The sequence below is a fragment of the Holdemanella biformis DSM 3989 genome (genome assembly GCF_000156655.1).
Lineage (GTDB): Bacteria > Bacillota_I > Bacilli_A > Erysipelotrichales > Erysipelotrichaceae > Holdemanella > Holdemanella biformis.
Genome location: NZ_DS996841.1, coordinates 67,818 through 92,686, shown reverse-complemented (window position 1 = coordinate 92,686; position 24,869 = coordinate 67,818). Strand labels below are relative to the sequence as shown.

Here is a 24,869-nt window from a genome sequence, read left to right as displayed (position 1 = left end):
TAGATTTGCCAACTATGATATAATAGAGTGTGACTCTAGAAGGAGGTTTTAACATGTTTGTTCAAATGATTTGTAAAGATCGAAATGAAAAAGAAATGAATGAATTGTATGAAGTTTTAGGACTTATCGCAAGACGAGAAGAAGTGCAAATTGAAGATCGTTATGATCATGTTGATATCTTAGTTTGTCCACAAGGAAAGATTGTTGTGACAGAAGAAGATGGTGATATGGTTTTACGTGCTAATACACGTCATGCAGGTCCAGGATTTCATGCGTTTGTGGTAGATATATTTAAAGATATTCAGGAAGAAATTCCTGGTGAATATGAACTAATGGATGATATGGAATTTGATAAGGATGAAGATTTTGATCGATTGAGTTCTATGTATGAGGATGAAATGGATTATATTCGTGGTGTTCTATTAGAAAATGAAGTGATGCGCCAACAAAATTATATGTATGATGAAACGTATTTCTTACCTCTTCAAAAAGAAGATCGCATTCTTACAAGTCAGGGGGATTTGGATTTAAAAGAATTTAAACATATGAATACTCGTGACTTGATGGATTCTTTCTATGTATGGAACAATTGGGAAAGAGATGCAAAATTCTATAAGAATTGTGCATTGACTTTACTTGCCAAAGAAGGTGTTGGAAAGTATACATTAATGAATGAAAATACTATTAAGCATGCCAATGATATTTGTGAATATATCGAGGCTGCTTATGAAAAAGATCATAATGTAGATCTTCCATTAGATGCATATGCTGACTTATGTGAAAAGTTGGGTAGGGAAAATAAATTACAGAATGCAAAAAATATGGAACAAGAAGCGATTCAATATCGTATTAAAGAAGTGTATCACTTATTTGAGGATGCAAGAGTTGTTGCCAGTGGTGCAGCTGAAAGAAGCTATGATCCAGTAAATCAAGCCTTATGTTTAATGTCTCCATATACAGATGAAGCGCAATGGGATTGGTTGATTCAGGCGAGTAAACAACCGGGTATTGTCACAAACTTAGATCATATTATGGAACAAGATCCAATCCAATATGATAAGAAAACGATTTGGATGGATTCATGGCAAGAAGACGGAATCTATGTATTAGAGGCTGTGCTTCGTTATAAAGAAAAATTCTTATATTTCCACGATGTATGTGCTAAAGAAAAAGATTTGAAATTCTTAGAACAATGCATTAAGGAATCTGGCTTTACGAAAACACAGGAAGACTAGATAAAGTGTTAGAAAAGATAGCGAAAGCAAATGGCTATTCATCTATTGATCAATTGTTGATGGATTATGGATTTATGCCTACAGTATTAACACCAAAACATAAGAAGGTAGAAATTGTCAAAGCGATTGCGAAAAGTTTTACCAATAAATAATAGAATGGAGTGCTCATATTTCTGAGCACTTTTTTAGGGTTTATGGTAAAATTGATACGGTGATTAAAAATTATGAGTAACTCAATATTAGATACATTAAATGAAAATCAGAGAACGGCTGCAACGACAATTAACGAACACGTTCGTATTATTGCGGGGGCAGGTAGTGGAAAAACACGTGTCTTAATGGCACGTATTGTTTATTTGGTCCAAGATTGTGGTATTTTACCAAATCGTATCTTGGCCATTACATTTACAAATAAAGCAGCAAATGAAATGAAAACTCGATTAACTGCACAACTAGGCAGTATGACAAGTGTGGTGCGTATTTCAACAATTCACTCTTTATGTGTAAGAATGCTTAGAGAAGATGCTGACTTGATAGGATATCCAAAAACATTCGCAATTATGGATCCGGAAGATCAAAAGGCCATCTTAAAACCAATTTATAAAACATTAGAAGTTGATAAAACAACGATTTCTTATAATCGTGCACTTGGTGCTATTAGTGCTTATAAGACAAACTATATTGATCCACAAATGGCCGCAAATATGGCTATGGATGATGTAAGTATTACTTTAGCTAAAATCTATGCAGGTTACGAAGCACGTCGTAATGAAATGAAAGCTATGGATTTTGATGATTTATTATTAGAAGGACATCGCTTGTTGAATAGTGTTTCTAGTGTTAAAGAAAAATGGCAAAATCGTTTAGATTACATTCATGTAGATGAATTCCAGGATGTGGACCCTATTCAGTATGGAATCATCAAGCTATTAACAGGTAAAAATACACACTTATGTGTTGTAGGAGATCCAGACCAGACAATCTATACTTGGCGTGGAGCAAGTGTTGATATTATCTTGAAATTTAATAAAGATTTTGAACCTTGTAAAACGGTCATCTTGAATGAAAACTATCGTTCAACACAACCTATTCTAGATGCAAGTAATGCGGTTATTAAATACAATAAGGAACGTATTGATAAAGATTTATATACAAAACTTCCTGGTGATGAAAAGATCACGATGTTTGAAGGAAAAGAAGATAGCGAAGAACCAATCTTTGTGGCTCGTCAAATTAATGAAAAACACAAAAAAGGTTTAGAATACAAAGATATGGCGATTCTTTATCGTTCAAACTATTCTTCACGTGCATTTGAAAGAATTTTTAAATCGGTAGGTATTCCATATGTGATCTATGGTGGAATTCGTTTCTATGAACGACAAGAAATCAAAGATGCGCTATGTTATTTAAGATTATGTACAAACCGTAACGAAGAAGATCCAGACCAAATGGCATTAGATTTAGCTGTACTACGTGTGATCAATGTGCCTAGACGTGGTATTGGTGCGCGTACAATTGAAAATCTTCAAAAACAGGCAGCCGAAAGACACATGAATCTATATGATGTTATGAAAGATCCAATTGGATTAAGTACGGCAGTTACGAAGAAATGTGAAATGTTTGTAGATTTAATTGAAGATCTACGTGAAAATAGGGAGCATTATGCCTTAGAAGATTTCTTGGATTATGTATTAGATACAACAGGCTATATTTCGATGTTGAAAGAAGATCGCGAAAGTGGTCAAGACCGTATTGATAACTTGAAAGAATTAAAAGAAGACATTGCCCAAAGTATGATCGAAGATCCTGAAATGACTTTAGAATCTTATTTACAAGACATTGCCTTATTTACAGATAAAACACAAGAAACAAGTGAAAATACAGTAAGCTTAATGACAGTGCATGCCGCAAAAGGATTAGAGTTTGATACAGTATTCTTAGTTAACTTTAATGATGGTGTGTTCCCAAGTTCAAGAGCTTGTGATGAAGGTGGTATGAAAGCTTTAGAAGAAGAAAGAAGACTTCTATATGTTGCGATGACACGTGCTAAAAAAACACTATACATTACATGGAATACAGGCTTTAGTTATATGCAGGATGCGTTTAAAACACCAAGTCGTTTTAGAGCTGAAATCCCAATGGAATATATTGTCCAAGAAGAAAAGGAAGAAGCACCAAAACAGCCAAAGGCTGTTGTTTCTCAATCCTTAACAGGAAGACCATCTAAGCTTGGTGCGAATAAAAAGAAAGTGCGTTTACGTAAAGGGGATGCCGTTGAACATACAATTTATGGTCAGGGTGTTGTACTTGAAATTCGTGGAGATGTCGCAACGATTGCCTTTGGTCATACAATTGGTGTGAAAAAATTAAATGCAGCACATCCTTCTATAAAGAAAGCCTAGGTGAGTATGATGGATGAAAAGGCAAGAATTTTAGAATTACGTAAAGAATTAGAAAAGTATTCTATCGAATATTATGTATATGACAATCCAAGCATAACCGATCAAGAATACGATCGTTTAATGCAGGAATTAATGGCATTGGAAGAAAAATATCCAGAAATGTATGATGCGACAAGTCCTAGTCAAAGAATCATTGGCTCTGTACTTGATGGCTTTGAAAAAGTGACACATGATACGCAGATGCTTTCTTTGTCAAATGTTTTTAATAAAGAAGAAATTGAAGAATTTGTTCAAAGAATCTCAGAAAGTGTTTCAAATCCAGAATTTGTCGTAGAATGCAAATACGACGGACTTGCGATGGCTTTACTTTATGATGATGGAAACTTTACTAGAGCCGTGACAAGAGGGGATGGAATTGTTGGAGAAGATGTTTCAAATAATGTGAAAACCATTCTTTCCATACCTATGCATATTCCTGAAATGCGTCATGTTGAAGTTCGTGGTGAAGTCTATATGCCTAAGGCTAGCTTTGAACAATTGAATAAAAGACAAGAAGAAAAAGGATTGGCCCCTTTTGCGAATCCAAGAAATGCAGCTGCAGGAAGCATTCGACAATTGGATTCAAGTATATGTGCTAGCCGTAAATTAGATGCCTATTGGTATTATTTTCAAAATGCTTCCGATTTTGCCGTACAAACACAAGAAGAAGCATTGCAAGCTATGTCTAAGATGCATTTTAGAACCAATCCATTGCGAAAAGTTTGTACAACTGTTGAGCAGATTTGGCAATTTATCCAGGAAATCCAAGAAAAACGTGAGGATCTTCCATATGAAATCGATGGTATGGTCATTAAATTAAATAATTTAGCGGATCAAAGAAGGCTTGGAAGTACGGCGAAGGTTCCACGTTATGCGACAGCCTACAAATTTCCAGCACAAGAAGTTTTAACACGATTAAAAGACATTGTGATTACAGTAGGGCGTACAGGAAAAATCACACCGAATGCCGTATTAGAACCAGTACGTGTTGCAGGAACTACAGTGAGTGCTGCTCAACTTCATAATGAAGATATGATTGTCAATAAAGATCTTCGTATTGGTGATATTGTTGTTGTTCGAAAGGCTGGAGAAATTATTCCGGAAGTGGTAACAAGCGTTCCTGAAAGAAGAGATGGAACACAAGTGCCATACAAGTTTCCAACGACTTGTCCAATTTGTGGTTCCCATTTAGTGCGATTACCTGATGAAGCAGCACACTATTGTATTAATCAAGATTGTCCAGCTCGTGTTGTTGAAAGTATGATTCATTTTGCTTCAAGAGATGCGATGAATATTGATACTTTAGGCGATAAAAAAATTGAACAGCTCCATGAATGGGGCTATTTGAATTCGATTGAAGATATCTATTTTTTAGATCGTTATTATGATGAATTGATTGAAAAACCAGGCTATCAAAAAAAGTCTGTGGATAAGCTTTTAGAATCGATTGAAAAAAGTAAGAAACAACCATTAGGTGTTATTTTATATGGTTTAGGAATTCGCCAAGTTGGTAAAAAAGCCGCAATGATCTTGGCTGAGCAATTTGGTGATATTGATACTTTAATGCATGCTTGTGTTGATGAATTAGTTTTAATTCATGATATTGGTTTGATTACAGCTTCAAGTGTTGTGGCATTCTTTAAGGAAGAAAAGAATCTTCATTTAATTGATGTATTAAAACAGGCTGGATGTAATTTCAAGCAAGAAAAGAAACAAGTCGTTGAAAGTCGATTCACAAATAAAACATGTGTTTTAACGGGTACATTAGAACATTATACGCGTAATGAGGCAAAAGCTATTTTAGAATCATTAGGAGCGAATGTTTCTGGCTCTGTATCCAAAAAGACGGATTATGTTATTTATGGTACGGCTGCAGGATCTAAGCTTACAAAGGCACAAAGCTTAGGTGTTATGACAATGAGTGAAGAAGAATTTGTACAGGAGGTAGAAAATGCGAAAGAGTAAATTATTGATTGGTTTATTGGCAATGAGTTTATGCGCTTGTTCTACCGGTAATAAAAATCAGGCAAATGCCTTAGATGAAGATTCGTATCAGGCTATTTTGCCTTATGAAGCAAGTGATACACGAAGTAAACATGTAGGATTGATCAATGATACAGATTTGCGTGTTGAAATGGAAAGCGGATTGATGGATCTTTCAAAGAAATATTTTTCCACTTCTTCTGTAGGTTATAAGACACACCAATTCTTAGATTATGACGAATTAGATGCGACAGACGGATCTAGAGGATTACTTGGAACGGTTCGTGATGGCAATCCCAATGGTCTAAATCCAAGTGCAGATGAAGAATTTGATACGGGAAATGGAATTGTGACAAATGCGACAATTCTAGTGGATATTTATGAATTAGACTGGTATACAAACGATACATTAAAAGGCATTTCATTGGGTCTAGTCGTCAATGGAAACTTAAATGCATCAGATGGATCGAGTGTAGATATTACGGATGAAAAGATGCAAAATTATTTGGAAGTGACTTTTTCTAAATTAGCATCTTATATGCATGAGCGTTTTAATGAAATTAATAAAAATATTCCTATCTATATAGCGGCCTATAAATTGGATGATACAAATGCGACAGATAAGGGTGGCTATGTATATGAAGGTTATTATAAGGGTGGACAAGGAAATTTTACATCTTTAACACAAGAATGGGTCTTAGTTCCAAGTTCTCGCTTTACAGAATTGGATGCAACGGCCGCGGATGAATTTACAACCTTTAAAGAAGAGATAGCGAACGTTTTACCAGACAACACGTTTGTGACAGGAGAAGCGAAGTTCGAATCGAAAAAATTAAGAAAATTAAATTTGACTATTACAGCACACGGAAAAACAGCTGGAGAAGTTTTAGCTATTATTGAACATGCGAAAGATCAAATGAGTACATTTGAAACGAAGAAGTGTGACTATTTGATTACCATTCTAAATGATGATACAGTGTATGCATTAATAGAAAGAAAATCTGGTTCAAGTGAATGTAATGTGATCAGTAAGATATAGGAGGAGAATATGGAAAAGTTCAGTACAGAATATTTTCACAAATTAGCAAACGACTTAAAGTTTGATTTGAGTGACGAAGAAATCGAAGAATTGAAAAAAGATTTTGTTGCCGTCGAGAAGCAAGTATCCCTTTTTGAAAAAGTGGACACCCAAGGGGTAGAACCTATGGTCTATCCTTTTGAAACACCTACAGTCTTCTTAAGAGAAGATGTTGTAAGTGACGTATTAACGCAAGAAGAAGCATTAAAAAATGTTAAAGATGCTCGTATGGGACATGTTCACGTTCCAAAGGTGGTGAAGTAAGATGGAAATTTCAAATTGTGTAAATAAAAATGTGGCTATTGAAAAAATCAATGCCGTACAACCGAAGTTAAATGCGGTTGTAACTATGATCGATGAAGATGCAAACACAAATGCAGGAAAACTTGCAGGTGTTCCAGTCGCATTGAAAGATAATATTTCTACTTGTGGTATCAAAACTACGGCAAGCAGTCGTATTTTAGATAACTATGTTCCTGTTTATGATGCGACAATCGTTAAGAAATTAAGAGAAGCGGGTGCTGATTTTATATGTAAAGCAAGTATGGATGAGCTTGGTATGGGCGGAACCAATAAAAATGCCTATACAGGAGCCGTACACAATCCTTATGATCTAGATCGTATTCCTGGAGGATCTAGTGGAGGATGTGCAGCTTTAGTTGCCGCAGGATGTGTACCTTTGGCAATCGGTACAGATACAGGTGATAGTGTTCGAAAACCTGCAGCATATTGTGGTGTTGTTGGTGTAAAACCAACTTATGGACGTATTTCACGTTATGGAATTATTCCTTATGCAAGTTCTTTGGATCACGTTGGATATTTTACGACAAATGTAAAAGATGCAGCTTTAGCTTTAGAAGTTTTGGCAGGTCGTGATGACCATGATATGACTTCAAGCTACAAAGAAGTTGGCGAATATTCGAAATTATTGAATAGCGATCTTACAAATAAAACAATTGGTGTATTTAAAACCGTTTTAGATGAAGTTGAAAATGAAGAGTTAAAAGCGCAATTTAATGCCTTAGTTTCTAAATTAGAAGAAAAAGGGGCAAAAATTGTCAATGTTGAAATGCCAAAAGAATACATGGAATTGATTGCCCCTGTTTATAAAACAATTGCGAATGCAGAAGCAACGGCCAACCATTCAAATTTAGATGGTATTCGTTTTGGTATGCGTGAAGAAGGTCAAGATTTAGAAGAGGTCATGACAAATACACGTACAAAAGGGTTCTCAAGTTATGTTCGTGCTCGTTTTGTGATTGGCTCTTATTCTTTATTTGAAGAAAACCAAGATCGTTTATTTAGAAAAGCACAAAAGATTCGTCGTTTAATTGTTCAAGCTTATGCGAAGATGTTTGAAGAATGTGATGCTGTATTAAGTGTTGCAGCACCAACAATTGCACCATTGATCCATGAAAGTTCAAATGTTCGTTTTGGTGTATCTAGTTTTGCCGAAGAGCATATGCAACTACAAAATTTCTCTGGTTATCCAAGTATTACACTTCCTTTAGGTAAAGTTGATTCTATGCCTGTAGCTGTGAATTTAACTTGTAAGCCATTTGAAGAACAAAAAATGTTTGATGTGTCAAGTGCTATTGAAGAGTGCACTGGTTTAAAAGGACAATGTGTGGAGGGATAGGAATGAATTATTTTGTAACAATTGGTATTGAAATTCACTGTGAATTAAAGACAAACACAAAAATGTTTTCAGGTGCTCCCGTTCGTTTTGGAGAAACGGCAAATACATGTACAAGCGTTGTTGATTTAGGACATCCTGGATGTTTACCTTGTGTAAATAAAGAGGCAGTAGCTTTAGCTATTAAGGCATGTACAGCTATGCATTGTGATCTAGAAACATTGGTTCGTTTTGACCGTAAAAACTATTATTATTCAGATCTTCCTAAGGGATTTCAAATTACACAACAATTCCATCCAATCGGAACAAATGGTTATGTAGAAATTGATGTAGATGGCAAAAAGAAACAAATTCGTATCGAACGTATTCATATGGAAGAGGATACCGCAAAACAGTTCCATAAAGAGACAGGTACTTATATTGATTTCAACCGTGCGGGTACGCCATTGATTGAAATTGTATCTAAGCCAGATATGCATAGCGCAAAAGAAGCAGCGGCTTATGTAGAAACCTTACGTAAAAACCTTCTATATTTGAATGTCAGTGACGTTAAGATGGAAGAGGGAAGTATGCGTTGTGATGTCAATATTTCGTTGAGTAAAGATAAAGATACTTTAGGAACAAAGACAGAAATCAAGAACTTGAACTCGATTGCGAATGTACAAAAGGCAGTTCAAGCTGAAATTGAACGTCAAAGTGCCTTGTTAGATGCAGGTGAAAAAGTAGAACAGGCGACTCGTCGTTATGATGAAGCACAAAAGACTACAATTCTAATGCGTAAAAAAGAAGGAAATGTTGACTATAAATATTTCCCAGAACCAAATATTTTCCCAATCCAATTAGATCTTGACTGGGTTAAATCCATTCAAGATAACTTAGAAGAGCTTCCAGATGCACGTTTAGCACGTTTCATGAAAGATTATGAACTTAGTGAATATGATGCGAGTGTATTGGTTTCAGATCGTGAAATGGCGGATTTCTTTGAAGAAGTATTGAAATCTACAAAATTTGCGAAAAAAGCATGTAACTGGGTGATCGGGGATGTTTCAGCTTATTTAAATAAAAATAACTTAAACTTCAAAAATGTGCCTTGTTCAAGTGAAAACTTAGCTAGTTTGATCAATGTTATTGAGGCTGGTGAAATTAGTGGTAAACAAGGTAAAGTCGTCTTTGAAGAAGTTATGCAAGGAAAAGATCCTAAGAAGGTCATCGAAGAAAAGGGAATGAAACAAGTGAGTGATGATGGTGCTATTTTGGCAATCGTCAATAGTGTTTTAGATGCCAACCCTCAATCTATTGAAGATTTTAAAAATGGTAAGGATCGTGCTGTAGGATTCTTGGTTGGACAGGTCATGAAGGCAAGTCGTGGACAGGCAAATCCTAAGCGTACAAACGAATTGATTCAAGAAGAATTAAAGAAAAGATAAAAGTCTGATTCATTCAGACTTTTAATGTTTTTATATCCTGTGGTATAATAATAATGTTGTTAGGAGGTTTTTTATGGCCAAGATGAAACGTAAAAGAGTTGCTTCCAATAAATCTAAAGGACAAGGACATAAACTTGTATGGTTTACGTTAATTATAATTTTGATTCCGGTTGTGATTGTGGGTTATGTATTATTGACGAGTATAGGTGGGCAAAATCATCCTGTTGAAGGAAGTCGTTTTTCTAAAACAGATTTAGATCCAGCTATTACGGATGATAATATTTCATCATTAGAGAGTGCACTTTCTAATATTGAAAATGTAGATAAAGTAAGTGTGAATCTATTGAGTGCTACACTTAGAGTACATATTGATTTGGTAGATAGTGCTACGGATGATGTGGCAAGTGCAGCTATTGATAGTGCTTATAATATTGTGAATGAGCAACTTCCAATTGATACATATTTTACAAACAAAGATGGATCAAAAATGTATGATTTAGAAATCGATTCTTATAATTATTTAATTGATGATACACATACTGCGGATGGTTGGACATATTTAAAATTGACAAAGACAGGTGCAAGTAGTGGTCCTATAACAGACAATATGACAGCCGCTAAAGATGCAGAGCTTTCAAATCAATTAAAAGCAGCAAGTGAACAAATTCAACAGAATAGCGCAAATGCACAAAATGAAGAGGATGGACAATAAGCGTCCATCTTTTTTCTTGGAGGTAAAACAAAAATGAAATTATATATTGATCAAAAGAATAATGTAGTAACGATGCATGAAGCTAGTGGGGATATGAAATGTTTTGAGGAGTTTGAAAATAGTAAACCATATACGTTTGATACAGTAAAAGAAGTAAAGGGCTTAGAAAATCCAGTCCATATATTGCTCAACACGAGTATGATCGATGAAAAATGGATCTATATGAATTTAAAAAAGTATATTTCAAAACAGGATCGTGTTTGTATATTACCATTTAGTTTCTTTGATGATACAAAAAATGAGGTTGACTGGAATAAACAATATGCACCAGGACAAGGCATATGGTATCGTTCAAATCAAGATGTATTCCATAAATATGGTATTTGTGATGAGCAAATTGTATGGGTAAATTATTTTAAAGATACAATTGATGAAATGAAGATGAAAATATTAAATAGTTCCATTTTAATGTTGACAGGTGGAGCTCCAGATTTGATGATGAAGCGTATTAAGGAAAAGAAGTTAAAGAAAATCATTAAAAATTATAAGGGTATTATGATTGGATATAGTGCTGGAGCTATGATTCAACTGGATTTGTATCATATAAGTCCGGATGAAGATTATCCAAAATTTTCGTATCAAAATGGTTTAGGTTGTTTATCCGGTTTTGATATTGAACCCCATTTTAGAAGAAGTAAGATTCAAATGGAAAGTATTGAAAAAGTCAAAGAAGAAAAAGGAATTTCCATATATGGAATCTATGAAGATGGTGGCATGATCATCGATAAGGGTATTACTTGTTTTGGAAAAATTGATTTATTTTGATTATTATTTGCACATTTTAGTTTTTGGTTATTTTTTCATGTTAAATTCACATTAATATGGGATACTTAATATAGTGAGTCACATGTGAAATGGTTAGAAATAGGAGAGTGTAAATGAAATTTTGTAAGTTGATCACAGAAGTGGATCTAGAATTGTTGGAGTGGCTTTTAAATAATGGATATCCCATTGATCGTATTGAAGAAAACGGACAGGTGTATTATAAAACACCGGCCATGCTTTGTCAGAATATGAAGGTCAATGATGAGGTTACAAATTATAGTAATGGTTTAATTCATATGGATATTGAAAATGTTCGAAGAAAAAGAGGGTTATATAAAACTGGAGATCTGTTGATTGATATGGATTCGAATATTATTCAAAAGGGACTTGAAAAAATTATGGTTTCTAAAGCAGCCTTTACAATTATTACAACATTAATGGATGTACCGCATAAGACAGTTTCAAGAAATGCGTTGGTCTTTTACTTGGAACAAGCTTATCACCATGAGATTTTAGATAATACTTTAACTGTACATATTGCCACAATTCGTCGTTTACTGGGTGATGAATACATTGGAACGCATAAAACAGTGGGTTATTTTTGGCAGTTTGACGTATTTAAAGTGGGATAAAGTTGAAAAATAGGCTCAAATAAAGGTATAATATAAAGGCGTTGGAAGGAGATTTTAGATTATGCCACATCTATTTGAGTCTAAAGATAGTTTTAAAGAGAATTTTAAAGAAGCTGTTTCTGATGCCTACGGACGTGATTTTGAAGATACATATCCAGAGGAGAGATATATTGTCCTAGGTAACATGATTCGTGATTTTGCTGGAGAGCATTGGAGAGAAACAAAAAATGCGATCAAGAAAACGGAATCGAAACAGCTTTATTATTTTTCTATGGAATTTTTGATGGGTCGTTTAATGACTAGCAACCTAATGAACCTTAACATTTATGATGTTGTAAAAGATGGATTAAAAGATTTAGGTATGGACATTAATGACATGGAAAATATTGAAAGCGATGCAGGATTAGGAAATGGTGGTTTAGGAAGACTAGCTGCTTGTTTCATGGATTCGTTAGCATCTCTTGATTTAGCCGGACATGGTAACTGTATTCGTTATCGTTATGGTTTGTTTAAACAAAAAATTGAAAATAACCAACAAATTGAATTGCCAGATTGCTGGTTAAAAAATGGTAATGTTTGGGAAGTATGGAAACCTCAACATGCTGTTAAAGTAAAATTTGGTGGATATGTTGATGGATATATGGATGGATATGGAAAATTCCATGCACAACATCACCCGGATTTTGTTGTACGTGCTGTACCTTATGATGAACCAATCGTAGGATACCACACAACAACTACAAATACACTTCGTTTATGGGATGCAGAAGTTGATGAAGATTCTGTAAACTCAGGTGGATTAAATGAATATTTAAATCAAGTAACAGCTATTACAGCAAATGTATATCCAGATGATTCAACAATCGAAGGAAAACGTCTACGTTTAACACAAGAATACTTCTTCGTATGCGCTGGTATCGATCAAATTATTCGTTCACACTTACGTGTATATCCAAGTTTAGATAACTTAGGAGATAAAGTTGCAATCCAATTAAATGATACACACCCAGTATTAGTTATTCCTGAATTAATGCGTGTATTATTAGATGACTATTTCTATGATTGGGATGATGCATGGAATATCGTAACAAAGACGGTTGCGTATACAAACCATACAGTTATGGCAGAAGCCCTAGAAAAATGGCCACAAGACATGGTTCGTTCATTGTTGCCACGTCTATATATGATCATTGAAGAAATTAACCGTCGTTTTAAATATGATGTAGATCATAGAGGATTATGTGGAATTTTCAACAATGTTTCTATCCTTAAAGAAGGACAAGTTCACATGGCTAATTTGGCTGTTGTTGGTTCACATAGTGTAAATGGTGTTGCAAAACTTCACTCTGAAATTTTAGTAAATGATGTGTTCAAAGATTTTGTGACAATTTATCCAAATAAATTTAACAATAAAACAAATGGTATTACACATCGTAGATGGTTGTTGTTCTCTAACCCTCAATTAACAAAGTTGTTAGAAGAAACAATTGGTGATGAGTTCAAAACAAATCCAGAAAAATTAGAAGATTTAATGGCACATGTTGAAGATGAAGCTTTACAAACTAAATTCATGGATGTGAAATTAGAGCGTAAAAAGATCTTAGCTGCTTATGTAAAAGAAAATCTTGGTATCGATATTGATGTAAATTCAATTTTTGATTGCCAGGCAAAACGTTTACATGCATACAAACGTCAATTATTAAATATCTTCCATGTAATGTATTTATATCTAAGAATGAAACAAGATCCTTCATTCAGAATTTATCCTCGTACATTCTTCTATTCTGCAAAAGCTGCAGCTAGCTATGATTTAGCGAAGGAAATCATTAAATTAATCAACATGGTTGCCAATGTGGTTAATAATGATCCAGAAATTTCTAAATATATGAAGGTTGTATTCATTCCTAACTATTCAGTTTCTATTGCCGAAATCTTATTGAACGCTGCAGATGTTTCTGAACAGATTTCTACAGCTGGTAAAGAAGCAAGTGGTACTGGAAACATGAAATACATGATGAATGGTGCTATTACACTTGGAACATTAGATGGTGCTAATGTTGAAATTGTTGAGCGTGTTGGATATGAAAATGCTGAAATCTTCGGTTTACATGTAGAAGACATTAATGAACTTCGTCATGAAAACTCATATAATGCATGGAATTTATATAATTCAAGCTACAATATTCGTATGGTAATTGATTCGCTTAAAAACTGCACTTGGTCAAATGATCCAAATGAATTTAAGTTGATCAACAACGACTTAATGATGCGTAATGATGAATTCTTCGTATTAGCTGACTTTGAAGCATATGTATATGCGCAAGAAAAAGTACAAGCACGTTACATGGATAAGAGTCGTTGGGCTAAGACAATGTTAATTAACATTGCGAAGTCTGGATATTTCTCAAGTGATCGTACAATTAGCGAATACGCAAAAGAAATTTGGGATTTAAAACCATTGTCATTTGAAAAATAAAAATACTTTAAAAGATCATGTCTTTGATGATATGGTCTTTTTTCATGGTAAAATGGATTTGTATGAATGAAATTCTTTTTGCGGAAATCTACTATATATGTATAGCTATCATGTTGATTCTAGGCTTTAAAACGTATCGTTCCATGATGAAAAACAGTCAAAAAGTCAGCTTTTTGGCAGTTGTCTTTGTACATATATTATATTTTCAAACCGATTTAGTACGAATGAGTAATGTGCAGAATCTTTTTTTGAATGAAATGAGTTTTCTGTTCTTTTCATTGTGTACTTTTTCATGGTTTAACTACATTTTAACAATGTTATAAATACAGTATGTCAAAAAAAGACAAACGCTTATAGCTTTAATTTCTTTGATTGTAAGTGTTGTTTTATTATTAATGAATCCATTAAATGGCATATTGTTTAAAATTGATCAAAATGGAAAGTTTCAAGAAGGACCATTCTATCTTCTATATGTTTTTATAAATGATTTATATTATCTTGTAGGAGCTTATAAAGCTTATGTGTATAGTTGTAGAGCAAAAAATTATCAACAAAAGAAATCCTATCAGATTTTAGGAATATACATGGCTGTTATGATGATTGTAGGTACGCTTCAAGATGTTTTTCGCCAGGTTCCTATCTTTTGTGTCGGAACTAGTCTTAGTATCCTTATTGTATATATTAGTTTGGAAGAACAAATGATTTCTATTGATCCATTAACACAATTGAATAACCGTAATCGTATGGAACAGCATTTATTTGAGTGCGTAAGAAGTCAAGATTTAAATATGTACTTGTTAGTGTTGGACGTGAATAGATTTAAGAAAATCAACGATGAGCATGGACATACGCAAGGGGATTTAGCATTAAAGGCCATCGCGAACTGTTTAAAAGAATCTTGTATTGAAAAAAGTGATTTTATTGCTCGTTATGGTGGCGATGAATTTGTGATTGTCTATAAAGGAAATGATGTAGAAGGATTATGCCAAAGAATTCATACTTATATACAACAATTATCTTTTCCGTTTGATTTAGATGTAAGTATTGGATATGCGCAATATAAAAAAGAAATGCGTAAATGGAATGATTGGTTTATCAAAGCCGATAAACAATTATATGATGAAAAGAAGAAATTAAAAGGCCGGTAAATTAAATTGCCGGTCTTTAATCGTACCAAGCTATAGCTCGAATGGGTGAGCCATCGCAGTTTTCAATTTTAAGTGGAAAACAACTAAACCAAAATAAGTCATTTCCACATTGATCTAGGTTTTTAAGATTTTCAATATTCACAATATCTCGATTTTTAAATAAAGCTTTGTGTCGAGTTAAATTTTCATCATGAATAGGATCTAATCCAATCACATCAAAACCTATGCCTTTAAAATTTCCTTGAAGGATAAATTCTAATACTTCATCATCAATACATGGATAATCATTAAAGTATGACTCGTCTTTCCATCTTTTGTCCCAACCTAAATTAAATAAAAGAAAGTCTGCAGATACAGCTTTGTCTATATTGATTTTATCAATTGTGATGGATTGTCCTTCTTTTAAATCTCTACAATCAATGACTAGAGCTTTACCAATGAATTGTTCCGGTGAAAATTGATCCAATGTTTTTTGGCTCGCAAAGATATGGGCAGGTGGATCCATATGCGTTCCCACATGAGAATATATTTGAATCAGTGTTTCTTTAAATCCATCTTTTGAATATGTATTTACGGTAGTGAGTTTTGGCTTTTCGGTTCCAGGGTAAACCGGCATAGCTTCAGAAATCGTATGTGTTAAATCAATGACTTTCATAAGTTACCTCCTAAAGATATTTAACCACAATTTTTGTGGTATTGTGATAAAATTATAGATACAGGTGATTAGTTATGAAAAGAATATTATTATTAGGGGCTACAGGCTCAATTGGATTACAAACTGTGGATGTGATTGAACAACATCCAGACAAGTTTTGTCTAGTAGGAATAGCGGCTGGACATCAAGCGGATGTGATGCAAAAAATCATTGATAAACATCCATCGATTCAAGTAGCTGGTATTTCAGATGTTTCAAAGGCAAATCAATTAAAGGGCGTAAAGGTTTTTAGTGGAACGAATGCCATGGTGGATTGTATTGAAAATTGTGAATATGATTTATTAGTGAATGCGGTGGTTGGATTTAGAGGCTTAAAACCAACTCTTACATCCTTAAAGAAAGGTATCGATGTTGCCTTAGCCAACAAAGAAAGTTTGGTAGCGGGTGGTGTTTTGGTTCGTAAGACATTGCATGAAACAAATACAAAATTATACCCAATTGATTCGGAACATTCAGCTATTTTCCAGTCTTTACAAGGCAATCGTAATGAAGATGTAAAACGTTTGATTATTACGGCAAGTGGAGGTAGTTTTAGAGATAAATCTAGAGATGAATTAAGTGATGTAACAGTAGAACAGACTTTAAAACATCCAAATTGGAATATGGGTAAAAGAATTACAGTGGATAGTGCAACAATGGTGAATAAGGGGTTTGAAGTGATTGAAGCTCATTATTTATTTGATTTGCCTTATGAAAAAATTGATACAGTATTACATCGTCAAAGTATTGTACATTCTATGGTTGAATATAATGATAATGCGATTATTGCACAACTAGGTTCAGCCGATATGCGCTTACCAATTCAATATGCACTATGTTATCCAGATCGTCCGGTATTAAAGGAGGATCATCCTTTGGATATGACAAAGACAATGGATTTGAATTTTAAAGAAATGGATTATGTTCGTTATCCAATGTTGAAACTAGCCTATGAAATTGGTAAAAAAGAAGGAAATCTAGGTGCTGTATTTAATGGGGCGGATGAACAGGCCGTACAATTATTCTTAGAGAAGAAGATTTCTTTTTTACAAATTGAAGAGAGTATTGAACAAGCTTGTAAGAACGGAAAATATATTGAAAATCCTACAATTGAGCAATTAGAAGCATCGGATGCATGGGCAAGAAAGTTCGTCATTGAATATTGGGACTAGACCAATTGAAATTTTGGGAGTAAAATAGTGAAATGGAATGGAGGGTTTGTCGTGAATAAAACAAAGGTTTATTGTGTAGCAAGTGCTGTTGCGGTTTGTGTGGCTTCAAATCCTAGTATGGATGTACTTGCAAAACATTTACAGCCAGTAAAATTAGAAGAAAAAGCCCAACAAACAATTTCAGCAGAAGATTATATTAAGTATTATTTGAGTACAAAAGAAATTGTTAAAGACCTTAACAATAAAGATATTGAAAAATATACTACGATCACAAAAGTAGATGAAAAGAATTGTACAATCGTATTGACTGGTAATCAATTGTTTAAGGAATTGACAAAAGAAAACCAGGATGAAATTAAGAATGCGTATGAAACTGCATATAAAGATGCAGGTATGAAAAAGGCAAAGAATTGTACATTAAGTGCATATGACATTATTGTAAGTCAAGCTAGTAAAATGGTTTTGGATGCGAAAGAACAATTGTCACTTTTAGTAAAAGATGCAGAAAGTTTAGATGCCTCTTTATATACGGCAAGTACATATGCATCATTAAAATCTGAAGTGAATGAATCAAATAATTTGATTGCACAAGATACTACAACTTTAGAGCAGGTGGTTGAAGCACAAGTTAAGTTAGTGAATGCAAAAAATGCATTGATCGATCTTTCTGGATTAAAGAGTGTAGTTGAACAATCAAATTATGTGAAAGATGAATATACAAAAAATAGTTATCGCACATATGAAACAGCATTGAATCAGGCAAAGCCGGTTTTAGAAAATGCAAATAGTACAGCCGAAGAAATTCAAAAGGCACAAGAGGATTTAGAGAATGCAATTCAAGCATTGGTAAAAAAAGCCGATTTTAGTATTTTGAATGAAAAGGTGCAGGAAGGCTATGCATTTTTAGAATCCGACAAAGATATGCTTGAAGAAGCATCTTATATGAATTTTAAAAATGAATTGGATGCTTGTAGTGTTATTCTTACAAACGATGAATCCACACAAGATGAAATCAATGATTCATTAGCACGATTGAATGCTTATTTTGAAAATAAAGATAATTTTGTATATAAGGTGATGACACTAGAAAATAATGTGGTTGTAGAGCCTCAAAAACAAATGTTGGATACACCTCAATTGGTTGTGCAAGAACAAGTGAATACAGTTCAATCTGTACAAACACCTTCGCCTAAGGCAACAACAAGCGCTGCAGATAATTTCATTAAGACTTATTTAACGAGTGCAAGTGGAAATGTGTTTGCTACCGCAAATTATTTAAACTATCAAAAGATTCTTTCGGCAATGCCTAGCTGGTTAAAGTTATCATCACCGGATCAAAAAGCAGTCAATGCCGAATTAAAAAATAAGGTTGGTAAAACATACCAAAAATTATTACAGGAAGCACAGAATTTAAAAATGAGTTCTGGTACAAGTATCAACACAGCTACAAATACAGATTCTACATTATATACATGGTTATGTGTAATGTCTTTGGGTATGTTAACATTTGTAACAAAACGTCTAAGAAAACAAGATTAAGGGCTGTGGCCCTTTTTTTCATGTTTAAAAATTGTTATAATAATGCGAGAAAGGCTTATGATTTTATGAAACAACAAAAATACAATGCTAAGGATCTAACTCTGGCATATTTTCAAAAAAAATCGAAATTGTATCGTGCAGGTGGATATAAATATGCGATGCCTTTAAAACGTAGTCTATCCGATTATCAAGATCATTTATTTGCGTTTTTAATGGATATCAATATTTGTTTACTTCCTGTTTATATATGGGTTATTGAGTTTTTATTAATTATGTGTGGATTGATTCCACCGCACTTTTTTGATTTATTATTCTATATTATGTTCGCACTATTATTTGTGTCGAGCGTCTTATTGCTTGCATTTTTTACAGCTAGGACAAATGGTCAATCTTTTGGCTATGCCATGCTGGATTTGAAGTTAGTCAGAAAAAAAGATAAAAAAGAGGCAATGCCATTAAACTTGATTTTAAGACAAGCATTAGGCTTTGGTGTTCCACTTATGATTTTTGGCTTCTTCTTTCAAGTTTTAGGTGTTATTTTATGGTGGATAATCAATGGAATCTTTGTATTGGTTATGCCACACCAACAAACTTTATTTGATTTGATTTTCGGCTTAGTTCCAGTTCGTGAACCAGATCAAGAGATTCGTTTTGAAACAAAGCCAGAAGTGGTTCAAGAAGAATTACATGTTACACCAATCGATTTACACATTCGATCAAATTATAGTGATGACGGATATTATGATGTTGAAGAATTGTTTAAGCAGGCAAAGGATAATGGTTTAGAAGTGATTTCGATTACGGACCATAACTGTGCAAGAGCAAATGCGGCAGCTATGCGTTTTTCGAGTCTGTATAATATTCAATATATTCCAGGCGTTGAAATTGATGCACAATATAAAAGAATGCGAGTTCGTATTCTAGGTTATTATATTGATTGGACAAACGAAGTGTTTGAAGTACTAGAACAAAATTCTTTGAAGCGCGAAAAAGAATTATCGATTGAACGTGTCGAAAAATTTGAAAATTTCTCAGGAATTCGTATCGATGTGGATTCTTTGATGTCAAATTCTCGTTTTCAAACAATTACACCAACAGAAATTACAAAAATGGTTTTCCATAATGAAAGAACGCGTTCATTGCCATTTGTGAAGAAATATTTGGATAATTGTGAAAGCCATAGTGCTGCAATGTCAAGATTTGAAACAGATGTATTTGGCAAGAATGGACCTTGTTATGTAAAGGCAGATTATCCAGATGCTCAAGCAGTCATTGATGCGATTCATAATGCTGGTGGAATTGCGATTTTATCAAGTTGGCATTTAGATTATATTTCAGATGAAGTATTAGAAGAAATTGTCGATTTAGGTATGGATGGAGTGGAATGCTTCTCAAATGATATTCATGAACAAACGATTGCGGCAGCTTTAAAAATTGTACAGAAACGTAAATTGTTTGTTTCTTGTGGTAGTGATTATCATGGTCCGACTAAGCCAAAATATCATATGGGTGTTTCAAATTGCCCAGAAAAGGCATTGCCACTTGTAAGAATTTTGACAAAAGCCGCAAAATAAATTTGCTCAAAATATGTTTTATAGCGTATAATAGAGCAGTCAATAAGCAAAGAAAAGAAGAGTATTTATATTGCATACTATAGAGAGCAGATGTTTGGTGAAAATCTGTGTATAAGATATAAAGAATATGGTCTTGGAGCTTCTTTATTGATATGTAGATAAAGACGTATGCTGGCGTTAACAGCTTGAGGTGTGCAAACACAAACTAAGGTGGTACCACGAAGCTTTCGTCCTTGGATGAAGGCTTTTTTTATTTGTAAAATATAGGAGGAAATAGAAATGACACAAAAGAAAGAACCGTTTTATTTAACAACTGCCATTGCGTATACATCTGGTAGACCTCATATTGGAAATACATATGAAATTATCTTATCGGATGCGATTGCTCGTTTTAAAAGAGCACAAGGATATGATGTATTTTTTCAAACAGGTACAGATGAGCATGGTGTAAAAATTGAGGAAAAGGCAAAAGCTGCAGGAGTTACTCCACAAGAATTTGTCGATGGTGTAGCTGCTCAAATCAAATCCAACTGGGATTTAATGAATACAAGCTATGATTATTTTGTACGTACTACAGATGATTATCATGTTAAAGAAGTACAAAGTATTTTTAAACGTTTATATGACCAAGGAGATATTTATAAAGGAACATATGAAGGATGGTATTGTACGCCTTGTGAATCTTTCTGGACAGAATCTCAACTTGTTGATGGATGTTGCCCAGATTGTGGTCGTCCAGTAAAAAAGGCAAAAGAAGAAGCTTACTTCTTCAATATGCAAAAATATGCAGATCGTTTGATCAAATATATTGAAGATCATCCTGATTTTATTCAACCAGAATCTCGTAAAAATGAAATGTTGAACAACTTCTTACGTCCAGGATTACAAGATTTATGTGTATCACGTACTTCATTTAGTTGGGGAGTTCCTGTTGATTTTGATCCAAAACACGTTGTATACGTTTGGATCGATGCATTAAGCAACTATATTACGACTCTTGGTTATCATGCCAATGGTGAAAGTGATGAAAAATTTAAAAAGTACTGGCCTGCAACTCACATTATTGGTAAAGATATTTTACGTTTCCACACAATCTATTGGCCAATTATCTTAATGGCTTTAGATTTACCTTTGCCAAAGAAAGTGTTTGGACACCCATGGCTACTTACTGGTAGTGATAAAATGTCTAAATCGAAAGGAAATGTAATTTATGCCGAAGATTTAGTGGAACACTTTGGTGTAGATGCCGTACGTTATTATTGTTTACATGAAATGCCATTTGCCCAAGATGGAACAATTACTTGGGATCTAGTGATTGAAAGAATCAATTCGGACTTGGCAAATATTTTAGGTAATTTAGTATCACGTACAATTGCGATGTCAAATAAATACTTTGGTGGTTTAGTTACAAATCCAAATGTATGTGAGGCAGTGGATGAAGAATTGAAGGCTTGTGCTTTAGAGACTAAGAAAAAAGTGGAAGCTAAAATGGAAGAACTTCGTGTTGGTGATGCATTAGATGAAATATTCACATTGTTACGTCGTACAAATAAGTATATTGATGAAACTATGCCTTGGGTACTTGCTAAAGATGAATCGAAACAAGATCGTTTGGCAACAGTTCTTTATAACTTGCTTGAATCAATTCGTATTTCAGCTGTATTATTACACTCATTCTTGCCTGAAACAGCTGAAAAGATGTTTGCGTACTTAAATACAAAAGTAACCGATTTAGATTCTTGTGATTCTTTTGGAAACTTAGAAACAGATATTCATGTCGTTGAAAAGTGTGAACCATTGTTTGCTCGTATTGACGAGAAGAAATTTATGGAAGAATTCAATAAGAAAAAAGAAGAAACGAAAAAGGAAGAAGAAAAAGTAGAAGAAGTTACAATTGATGATTTTGCGAAACTACAATTTAAAGTAGGTACGATTGTAAAATGTGAACCTCATCCAAAGGCTGATCGTTTGTTGGTAGAACAAGTTGATTTGGGTGGTGAAGTTCGTCAAATTGTGAGTGGTATCGCAAAACACTACAAACCAGAAGAGTTGATTGGAAAACAGGTTGTCGTAGTGACAAACTTAAAACCAGTTAAATTACGTGGTGTAGAATCTTATGGTATGATTCTTTGTGCTACAGACGATAAAGACTTATCATTTGTCACAGTCGCAAAAGAAATGCCTAATGGTGTAACTGTTCGCTAATGAATGATAAACAAAAGGTTGTTTTTAAACAATTACAACTTGCTGGCCTTGGCGTTGTCGTCTTTGTGTTTGGTTTGTTGTATCAAGAAAAAGCGATTTCCATTATCGGAATCGTGATCTTGATCTTTGGTTTATTAAGAACCTACTACATTAAAAAAGTAATTGAAAAACTAGATGAGTAATCAATTTTAAAATTGCTCATCTTTTTTTTGTGCAAAATAAAAAAGGCGATGAACTCGCCTTGATCAGTGCATTAAACGATGCATGTTTTTAGCTTCATACATGGAATCATCCATCGATGATAAGAATGTCTCAATATTACCGCTGTATTTAGCAATTCCAATTGAGAAAGATAAGTGGAATGGTTCTATTGAATTCGTATTAAATTGTCGTACGTTTTGTTCAATGCGTTTTTTTAAGGCTAAACCTTCTTTATTGGATTTTAATATTGCGAAGATCACAAATTCATCACCACCCATACGAATGGCAACTGAATCTTTGTCAATTGAATTTTGTAGAATTTTTCCAAACTGAATGATGGCTTGATCACCTTTTAAATGTCCATATATATCGTTGATGGCTTTGAAATCATTAATATCCATCAAAAATCCATATACATGTTTTGTTTTATCGTTTTGTAGCTTATTTAGATAATGGTTCATGTATTTTCGATTGTAAAGTCCAGATAAATCATCAATAAAGGATATAGATATTTGAATTTCAATGTAAACAATGATAAATGCGATTGCGACACAAAGCCAAATCGTAGAAATCCCAAAGAAGAAACCTTGAATCATAGTGCCAATCATGCAAGGGATGATAAAGAAGTAAATGGGAAAGAATTCGACTAAAATGGAGTCGCTTCTAGCTTTTTGTACAGTATATATACTTTCGATATAATAAATAAAGACAATGATATATAAAAGGAAATTGATAGGGCCACGAGTATATTTGTTTTGTTTAGAAATATCGAAAATAATATCGGTACCACATAAATTGATAATTAATAAAATCATAGCTATGATCAATGGGATGGCTAGGATTCTTGATTTCTTTTTAATGCGTTTAAAATTTCTGTGAATATGATATTCTACGAATAAACACCAACAATATCCGATGATGCCTGAGCTAGCTGAAGAAATTGTATTTGAGATATATTGTAAAATATGAAAGATAAAACCTGGGCGTGCATCAATGATAAAACTAAGCGTTTCATTGATCGTGGCAATAAAGGTAACTATAAGCATAAAGTTATATGCTTTTTCATCAAACTGATTTGTTTGGGCAATTCGTATTCGATATAACAATAAGAAGAGTACTAAAAATGCCCCAGTCCCGTTTGCCACCAGTATCTCGGGTATGTTGATCATAATAAACTCCGTTTCTTTATGGTTAAACACTTTTATAATAATCCTCTTTATAAGAACTTGCAAATGAGAAATTGGTTCTTATGTAAATTAAAATTAACAAAGATTAAGGATGAATTAAGTGTTGGATAAATTTCTGTTCAATCGTATCGAGTCATATTGTACTTTGTTTAAAGCAATTTATACTAAAAGTATAAGGAGGTACAGATATGATTGTGATTAAAAATTCAGTGGTAGAACTCTTTATTTTACTTCTCTTGGCATGTACCGTTTTTATTTATAAACTTCCAAGTACAATGAACACTTGGTTATTGAATTCAATTGTGATTGTGGTAATGGGCGTTTGTATTTTAAGAATCGCACTTAAAATGATGAATCATAAATAATGTTGGCTTTTCCTAAGGAGAAAGCCTTTTCTTGTGGTATATTATAGGTATGAAAAAGTTTTTAAAAGATATTGCACAAGGCGTATATGATGGACTACAAGAAAATGAAGGAACACATAATCAATATAGTTTTCAAGATATTTATGATGTGATTCAAGAATTTGTTTCCTATATCTTTGTTGGCATGATTCTAAGTGTAGGAGCTATTTTTGCCTATCCTTACTACAAAGCATTTATATCATTAGGTGCGGTACTCCTTCTTGTATGGGCATTTATCTTGTATTATTTTTTAAATTCGAAGGATTTTAAAAAAATCAAAAAGAAATGAGGAAGAGGTAT

The 24,869-nt window shown here is 33.6% G+C and carries 23 protein-coding genes and 1 other annotated feature; of the genes, 21 read left to right on the top strand and 2 right to left on the bottom strand.

The window, feature by feature from the left end:
• Positions 1-53 precede the first annotated feature (53 nt).
• The 14 genes from EUBIFOR_RS01960 to EUBIFOR_RS01905 all read left to right on the top strand — a co-directional run bounded on the left by EUBIFOR_RS01960 (position 54) and on the right by EUBIFOR_RS01905 (position 15,593).
• Positions 54-1,235, top strand: coding sequence for a hypothetical protein (locus EUBIFOR_RS01960; RefSeq protein WP_040466064.1), 1,182 nt, complete (start codon positions 54-56; stop codon positions 1,233-1,235).
• Between the two features lie 5 nt (positions 1,236-1,240).
• The gene (locus EUBIFOR_RS12640) at positions 1,241-1,387 is read left to right on the top strand and encodes a hypothetical protein (protein WP_003864218.1); all 147 of its coding nucleotides are present in this window, start codon (positions 1,241-1,243) and stop codon (positions 1,385-1,387) included.
• A 72-nt stretch (positions 1,388-1,459) separates the two neighbouring features.
• Positions 1,460-3,637, top strand: a complete 2,178-nt coding sequence (locus EUBIFOR_RS01955; protein WP_003864217.1) for an ATP-dependent helicase — start codon at positions 1,460-1,462, stop codon at positions 3,635-3,637.
• A 9-nt stretch (positions 3,638-3,646) separates the two neighbouring features.
• Positions 3,647-5,641 (top strand): NAD-dependent DNA ligase LigA, encoded by a 1,995-nt coding sequence (gene ligA / locus EUBIFOR_RS01950; protein ID WP_040466063.1) that lies wholly within the window; start codon positions 3,647-3,649, stop codon positions 5,639-5,641.
• Complete coding sequence (locus tag EUBIFOR_RS01945; protein WP_003864215.1) at positions 5,628-6,698, top strand: CamS family sex pheromone protein; 1,071 nt, start codon at positions 5,628-5,630, stop codon at positions 6,696-6,698. Before ligA ends, EUBIFOR_RS01945 begins: the two co-directional genes overlap by 14 nt.
• Positions 6,699-6,707: 9 nt before the next feature.
• The gene (gene gatC, locus EUBIFOR_RS01940; RefSeq protein ID WP_003864214.1) at positions 6,708-7,001 is read left to right on the top strand and encodes an Asp-tRNA(Asn)/Glu-tRNA(Gln) amidotransferase subunit GatC; all 294 of its coding nucleotides are present in this window, start codon (positions 6,708-6,710) and stop codon (positions 6,999-7,001) included.
• 1 nt (position 7,002) lies between these two features.
• Entirely contained in the window at positions 7,003-8,376 is a 1,374-nt protein-coding gene (locus EUBIFOR_RS01935; RefSeq protein WP_003864213.1) for an amidase family protein, read from the top strand.
• 2 nt (positions 8,377-8,378) lie between these two features.
• Entirely contained in the window at positions 8,379-9,800 is a 1,422-nt protein-coding gene (gatB, locus tag EUBIFOR_RS01930; RefSeq protein ID WP_040466062.1) for an Asp-tRNA(Asn)/Glu-tRNA(Gln) amidotransferase subunit GatB, read from the top strand.
• Between the two features lie 73 nt (positions 9,801-9,873).
• Positions 9,874-10,512: a hypothetical protein gene (locus tag EUBIFOR_RS01925; protein WP_003864211.1), complete on the top strand. Its 639-nt coding sequence runs from the start codon at positions 9,874-9,876 to the stop codon at positions 10,510-10,512.
• 33 nt (positions 10,513-10,545) lie between these two features.
• Positions 10,546-11,337, top strand: a complete 792-nt coding sequence (locus tag EUBIFOR_RS01920) for a Type 1 glutamine amidotransferase-like domain-containing protein (protein WP_003864210.1) — start codon at positions 10,546-10,548, stop codon at positions 11,335-11,337.
• Between the two features lie 113 nt (positions 11,338-11,450).
• Complete coding sequence (locus EUBIFOR_RS01915) at positions 11,451-11,969, top strand: winged helix-turn-helix domain-containing protein (RefSeq protein ID WP_003864209.1); 519 nt, start codon at positions 11,451-11,453, stop codon at positions 11,967-11,969.
• A gap of 61 nt (positions 11,970-12,030) precedes the next feature.
• Positions 12,031-14,445: a glycogen/starch/alpha-glucan phosphorylase gene (locus EUBIFOR_RS01910; protein ID WP_003864208.1), complete on the top strand. Its 2,415-nt coding sequence runs from the start codon at positions 12,031-12,033 to the stop codon at positions 14,443-14,445.
• 62 nt (positions 14,446-14,507) lie between these two features.
• Complete coding sequence (locus tag EUBIFOR_RS12635) at positions 14,508-14,768, top strand: hypothetical protein (RefSeq protein WP_003864207.1); 261 nt, start codon at positions 14,508-14,510, stop codon at positions 14,766-14,768.
• Positions 14,769-14,813: 45 nt separating this feature from the next.
• Positions 14,814-15,593 (top strand): GGDEF domain-containing protein, encoded by a 780-nt coding sequence (locus tag EUBIFOR_RS01905; RefSeq protein WP_147587352.1) that lies wholly within the window; start codon positions 14,814-14,816, stop codon positions 15,591-15,593.
• A gap of 16 nt (positions 15,594-15,609) precedes the next feature.
• Here the strand turns inward: EUBIFOR_RS01905 and EUBIFOR_RS01900 are convergent, their stop codons facing one another.
• Entirely contained in the window at positions 15,610-16,248 is a 639-nt protein-coding gene (locus EUBIFOR_RS01900) for a cyclase family protein (RefSeq protein ID WP_003864205.1), read from the bottom strand.
• A gap of 74 nt (positions 16,249-16,322) precedes the next feature.
• On the opposite strand from EUBIFOR_RS01900, the gene dxr reads away from it, so the two are divergent.
• From dxr to EUBIFOR_RS01875, 5 genes are all read left to right on the top strand, one after another.
• Positions 16,323-17,459, top strand: a complete 1,137-nt coding sequence (gene dxr / locus EUBIFOR_RS01895) for a 1-deoxy-D-xylulose-5-phosphate reductoisomerase (protein WP_003864204.1) — start codon at positions 16,323-16,325, stop codon at positions 17,457-17,459.
• 51 nt (positions 17,460-17,510) lie between these two features.
• A complete protein-coding gene (locus tag EUBIFOR_RS01890) occupies positions 17,511-18,998 on the top strand; it encodes an FIVAR domain-containing protein (protein ID WP_040466061.1) in 1,488 nt (495 codons plus the stop codon).
• Between the two features lie 65 nt (positions 18,999-19,063).
• Entirely contained in the window at positions 19,064-20,572 is a 1,509-nt protein-coding gene (locus EUBIFOR_RS01885; protein ID WP_040466164.1) for a PHP domain-containing protein, read from the top strand.
• A 40-nt stretch (positions 20,573-20,612) separates the two neighbouring features.
• Positions 20,613-20,810: a binding site (T-box leader), on the top strand.
• A 41-nt stretch (positions 20,811-20,851) separates the two neighbouring features.
• Positions 20,852-22,777, top strand: coding sequence for a methionine--tRNA ligase (metG, locus tag EUBIFOR_RS01880; protein ID WP_003864201.1), 1,926 nt, complete (start codon positions 20,852-20,854; stop codon positions 22,775-22,777).
• Positions 22,777-22,959: a hypothetical protein gene (locus EUBIFOR_RS01875; RefSeq protein WP_003864200.1), complete on the top strand. Its 183-nt coding sequence runs from the start codon at positions 22,777-22,779 to the stop codon at positions 22,957-22,959. Before metG ends, EUBIFOR_RS01875 begins: the two co-directional genes overlap by 1 nt.
• Before the next feature lie 63 nt (positions 22,960-23,022).
• Here the strand turns inward: EUBIFOR_RS01875 and EUBIFOR_RS01870 are convergent, their stop codons facing one another.
• Positions 23,023-24,147, bottom strand: a complete 1,125-nt coding sequence (locus EUBIFOR_RS01870) for a GGDEF domain-containing protein (protein ID WP_050755922.1) — start codon at positions 24,145-24,147, stop codon at positions 23,023-23,025.
• A gap of 206 nt (positions 24,148-24,353) precedes the next feature.
• On the opposite strand from EUBIFOR_RS01870, the gene EUBIFOR_RS12630 reads away from it, so the two are divergent.
• Both EUBIFOR_RS12630 and EUBIFOR_RS01865 read left to right on the top strand, forming a co-directional pair.
• On the top strand, positions 24,354-24,530 hold the full coding sequence (locus EUBIFOR_RS12630; RefSeq protein WP_003864198.1) for a hypothetical protein: 177 nt from the start codon (positions 24,354-24,356) through the stop codon (positions 24,528-24,530).
• A 31-nt stretch (positions 24,531-24,561) separates the two neighbouring features.
• Complete coding sequence (locus EUBIFOR_RS01865; RefSeq protein ID WP_147344676.1) at positions 24,562-24,858, top strand: hypothetical protein; 297 nt, start codon at positions 24,562-24,564, stop codon at positions 24,856-24,858.
• The last annotated feature ends 11 nt before the right edge of the window (positions 24,859-24,869 follow it).

Coding starts and splice junctions, on each gene's coding strand:
- EUBIFOR_RS12630 (WP_003864198.1), top strand. CDS start 24,354: ATGATTGTGATTAAAAATTCAGTGGTAGAACTCTTTATTTTACTTCTC.
- EUBIFOR_RS01885 (WP_040466164.1), top strand. CDS start 19,064: ATGAAACAACAAAAATACAATGCTAAGGATCTAACTCTGGCATATTTT.
- EUBIFOR_RS01900 (WP_003864205.1), bottom strand. CDS start 16,248: ATGAAAGTCATTGATTTAACACATACGATTTCTGAAGCTATGCCGGTT.
- EUBIFOR_RS01870 (WP_050755922.1), bottom strand. CDS start 24,147: ATGATCAACATACCCGAGATACTGGTGGCAAACGGGACTGGGGCATTT.
- EUBIFOR_RS01910 (WP_003864208.1), top strand. CDS start 12,031: ATGCCACATCTATTTGAGTCTAAAGATAGTTTTAAAGAGAATTTTAAA.
- gatC (WP_003864214.1), top strand. CDS start 6,708: ATGGAAAAGTTCAGTACAGAATATTTTCACAAATTAGCAAACGACTTA.
- EUBIFOR_RS01960 (WP_040466064.1), top strand. CDS start 54: ATGTTTGTTCAAATGATTTGTAAAGATCGAAATGAAAAAGAAATGAAT.
- ligA (WP_040466063.1), top strand. CDS start 3,647: ATGGATGAAAAGGCAAGAATTTTAGAATTACGTAAAGAATTAGAAAAG.
- gatB (WP_040466062.1), top strand. CDS start 8,379: ATGAATTATTTTGTAACAATTGGTATTGAAATTCACTGTGAATTAAAG.
- EUBIFOR_RS01915 (WP_003864209.1), top strand. CDS start 11,451: ATGAAATTTTGTAAGTTGATCACAGAAGTGGATCTAGAATTGTTGGAG.
- EUBIFOR_RS01875 (WP_003864200.1), top strand. CDS start 22,777: ATGAATGATAAACAAAAGGTTGTTTTTAAACAATTACAACTTGCTGGC.
- EUBIFOR_RS01955 (WP_003864217.1), top strand. CDS start 1,460: ATGAGTAACTCAATATTAGATACATTAAATGAAAATCAGAGAACGGCT.
- EUBIFOR_RS01925 (WP_003864211.1), top strand. CDS start 9,874: ATGGCCAAGATGAAACGTAAAAGAGTTGCTTCCAATAAATCTAAAGGA.
- metG (WP_003864201.1), top strand. CDS start 20,852: ATGACACAAAAGAAAGAACCGTTTTATTTAACAACTGCCATTGCGTAT.
- EUBIFOR_RS01945 (WP_003864215.1), top strand. CDS start 5,628: ATGCGAAAGAGTAAATTATTGATTGGTTTATTGGCAATGAGTTTATGC.
- EUBIFOR_RS12635 (WP_003864207.1), top strand. CDS start 14,508: ATGAATGAAATTCTTTTTGCGGAAATCTACTATATATGTATAGCTATC.
- EUBIFOR_RS01920 (WP_003864210.1), top strand. CDS start 10,546: ATGAAATTATATATTGATCAAAAGAATAATGTAGTAACGATGCATGAA.
- EUBIFOR_RS01935 (WP_003864213.1), top strand. CDS start 7,003: ATGGAAATTTCAAATTGTGTAAATAAAAATGTGGCTATTGAAAAAATC.
- dxr (WP_003864204.1), top strand. CDS start 16,323: ATGAAAAGAATATTATTATTAGGGGCTACAGGCTCAATTGGATTACAA.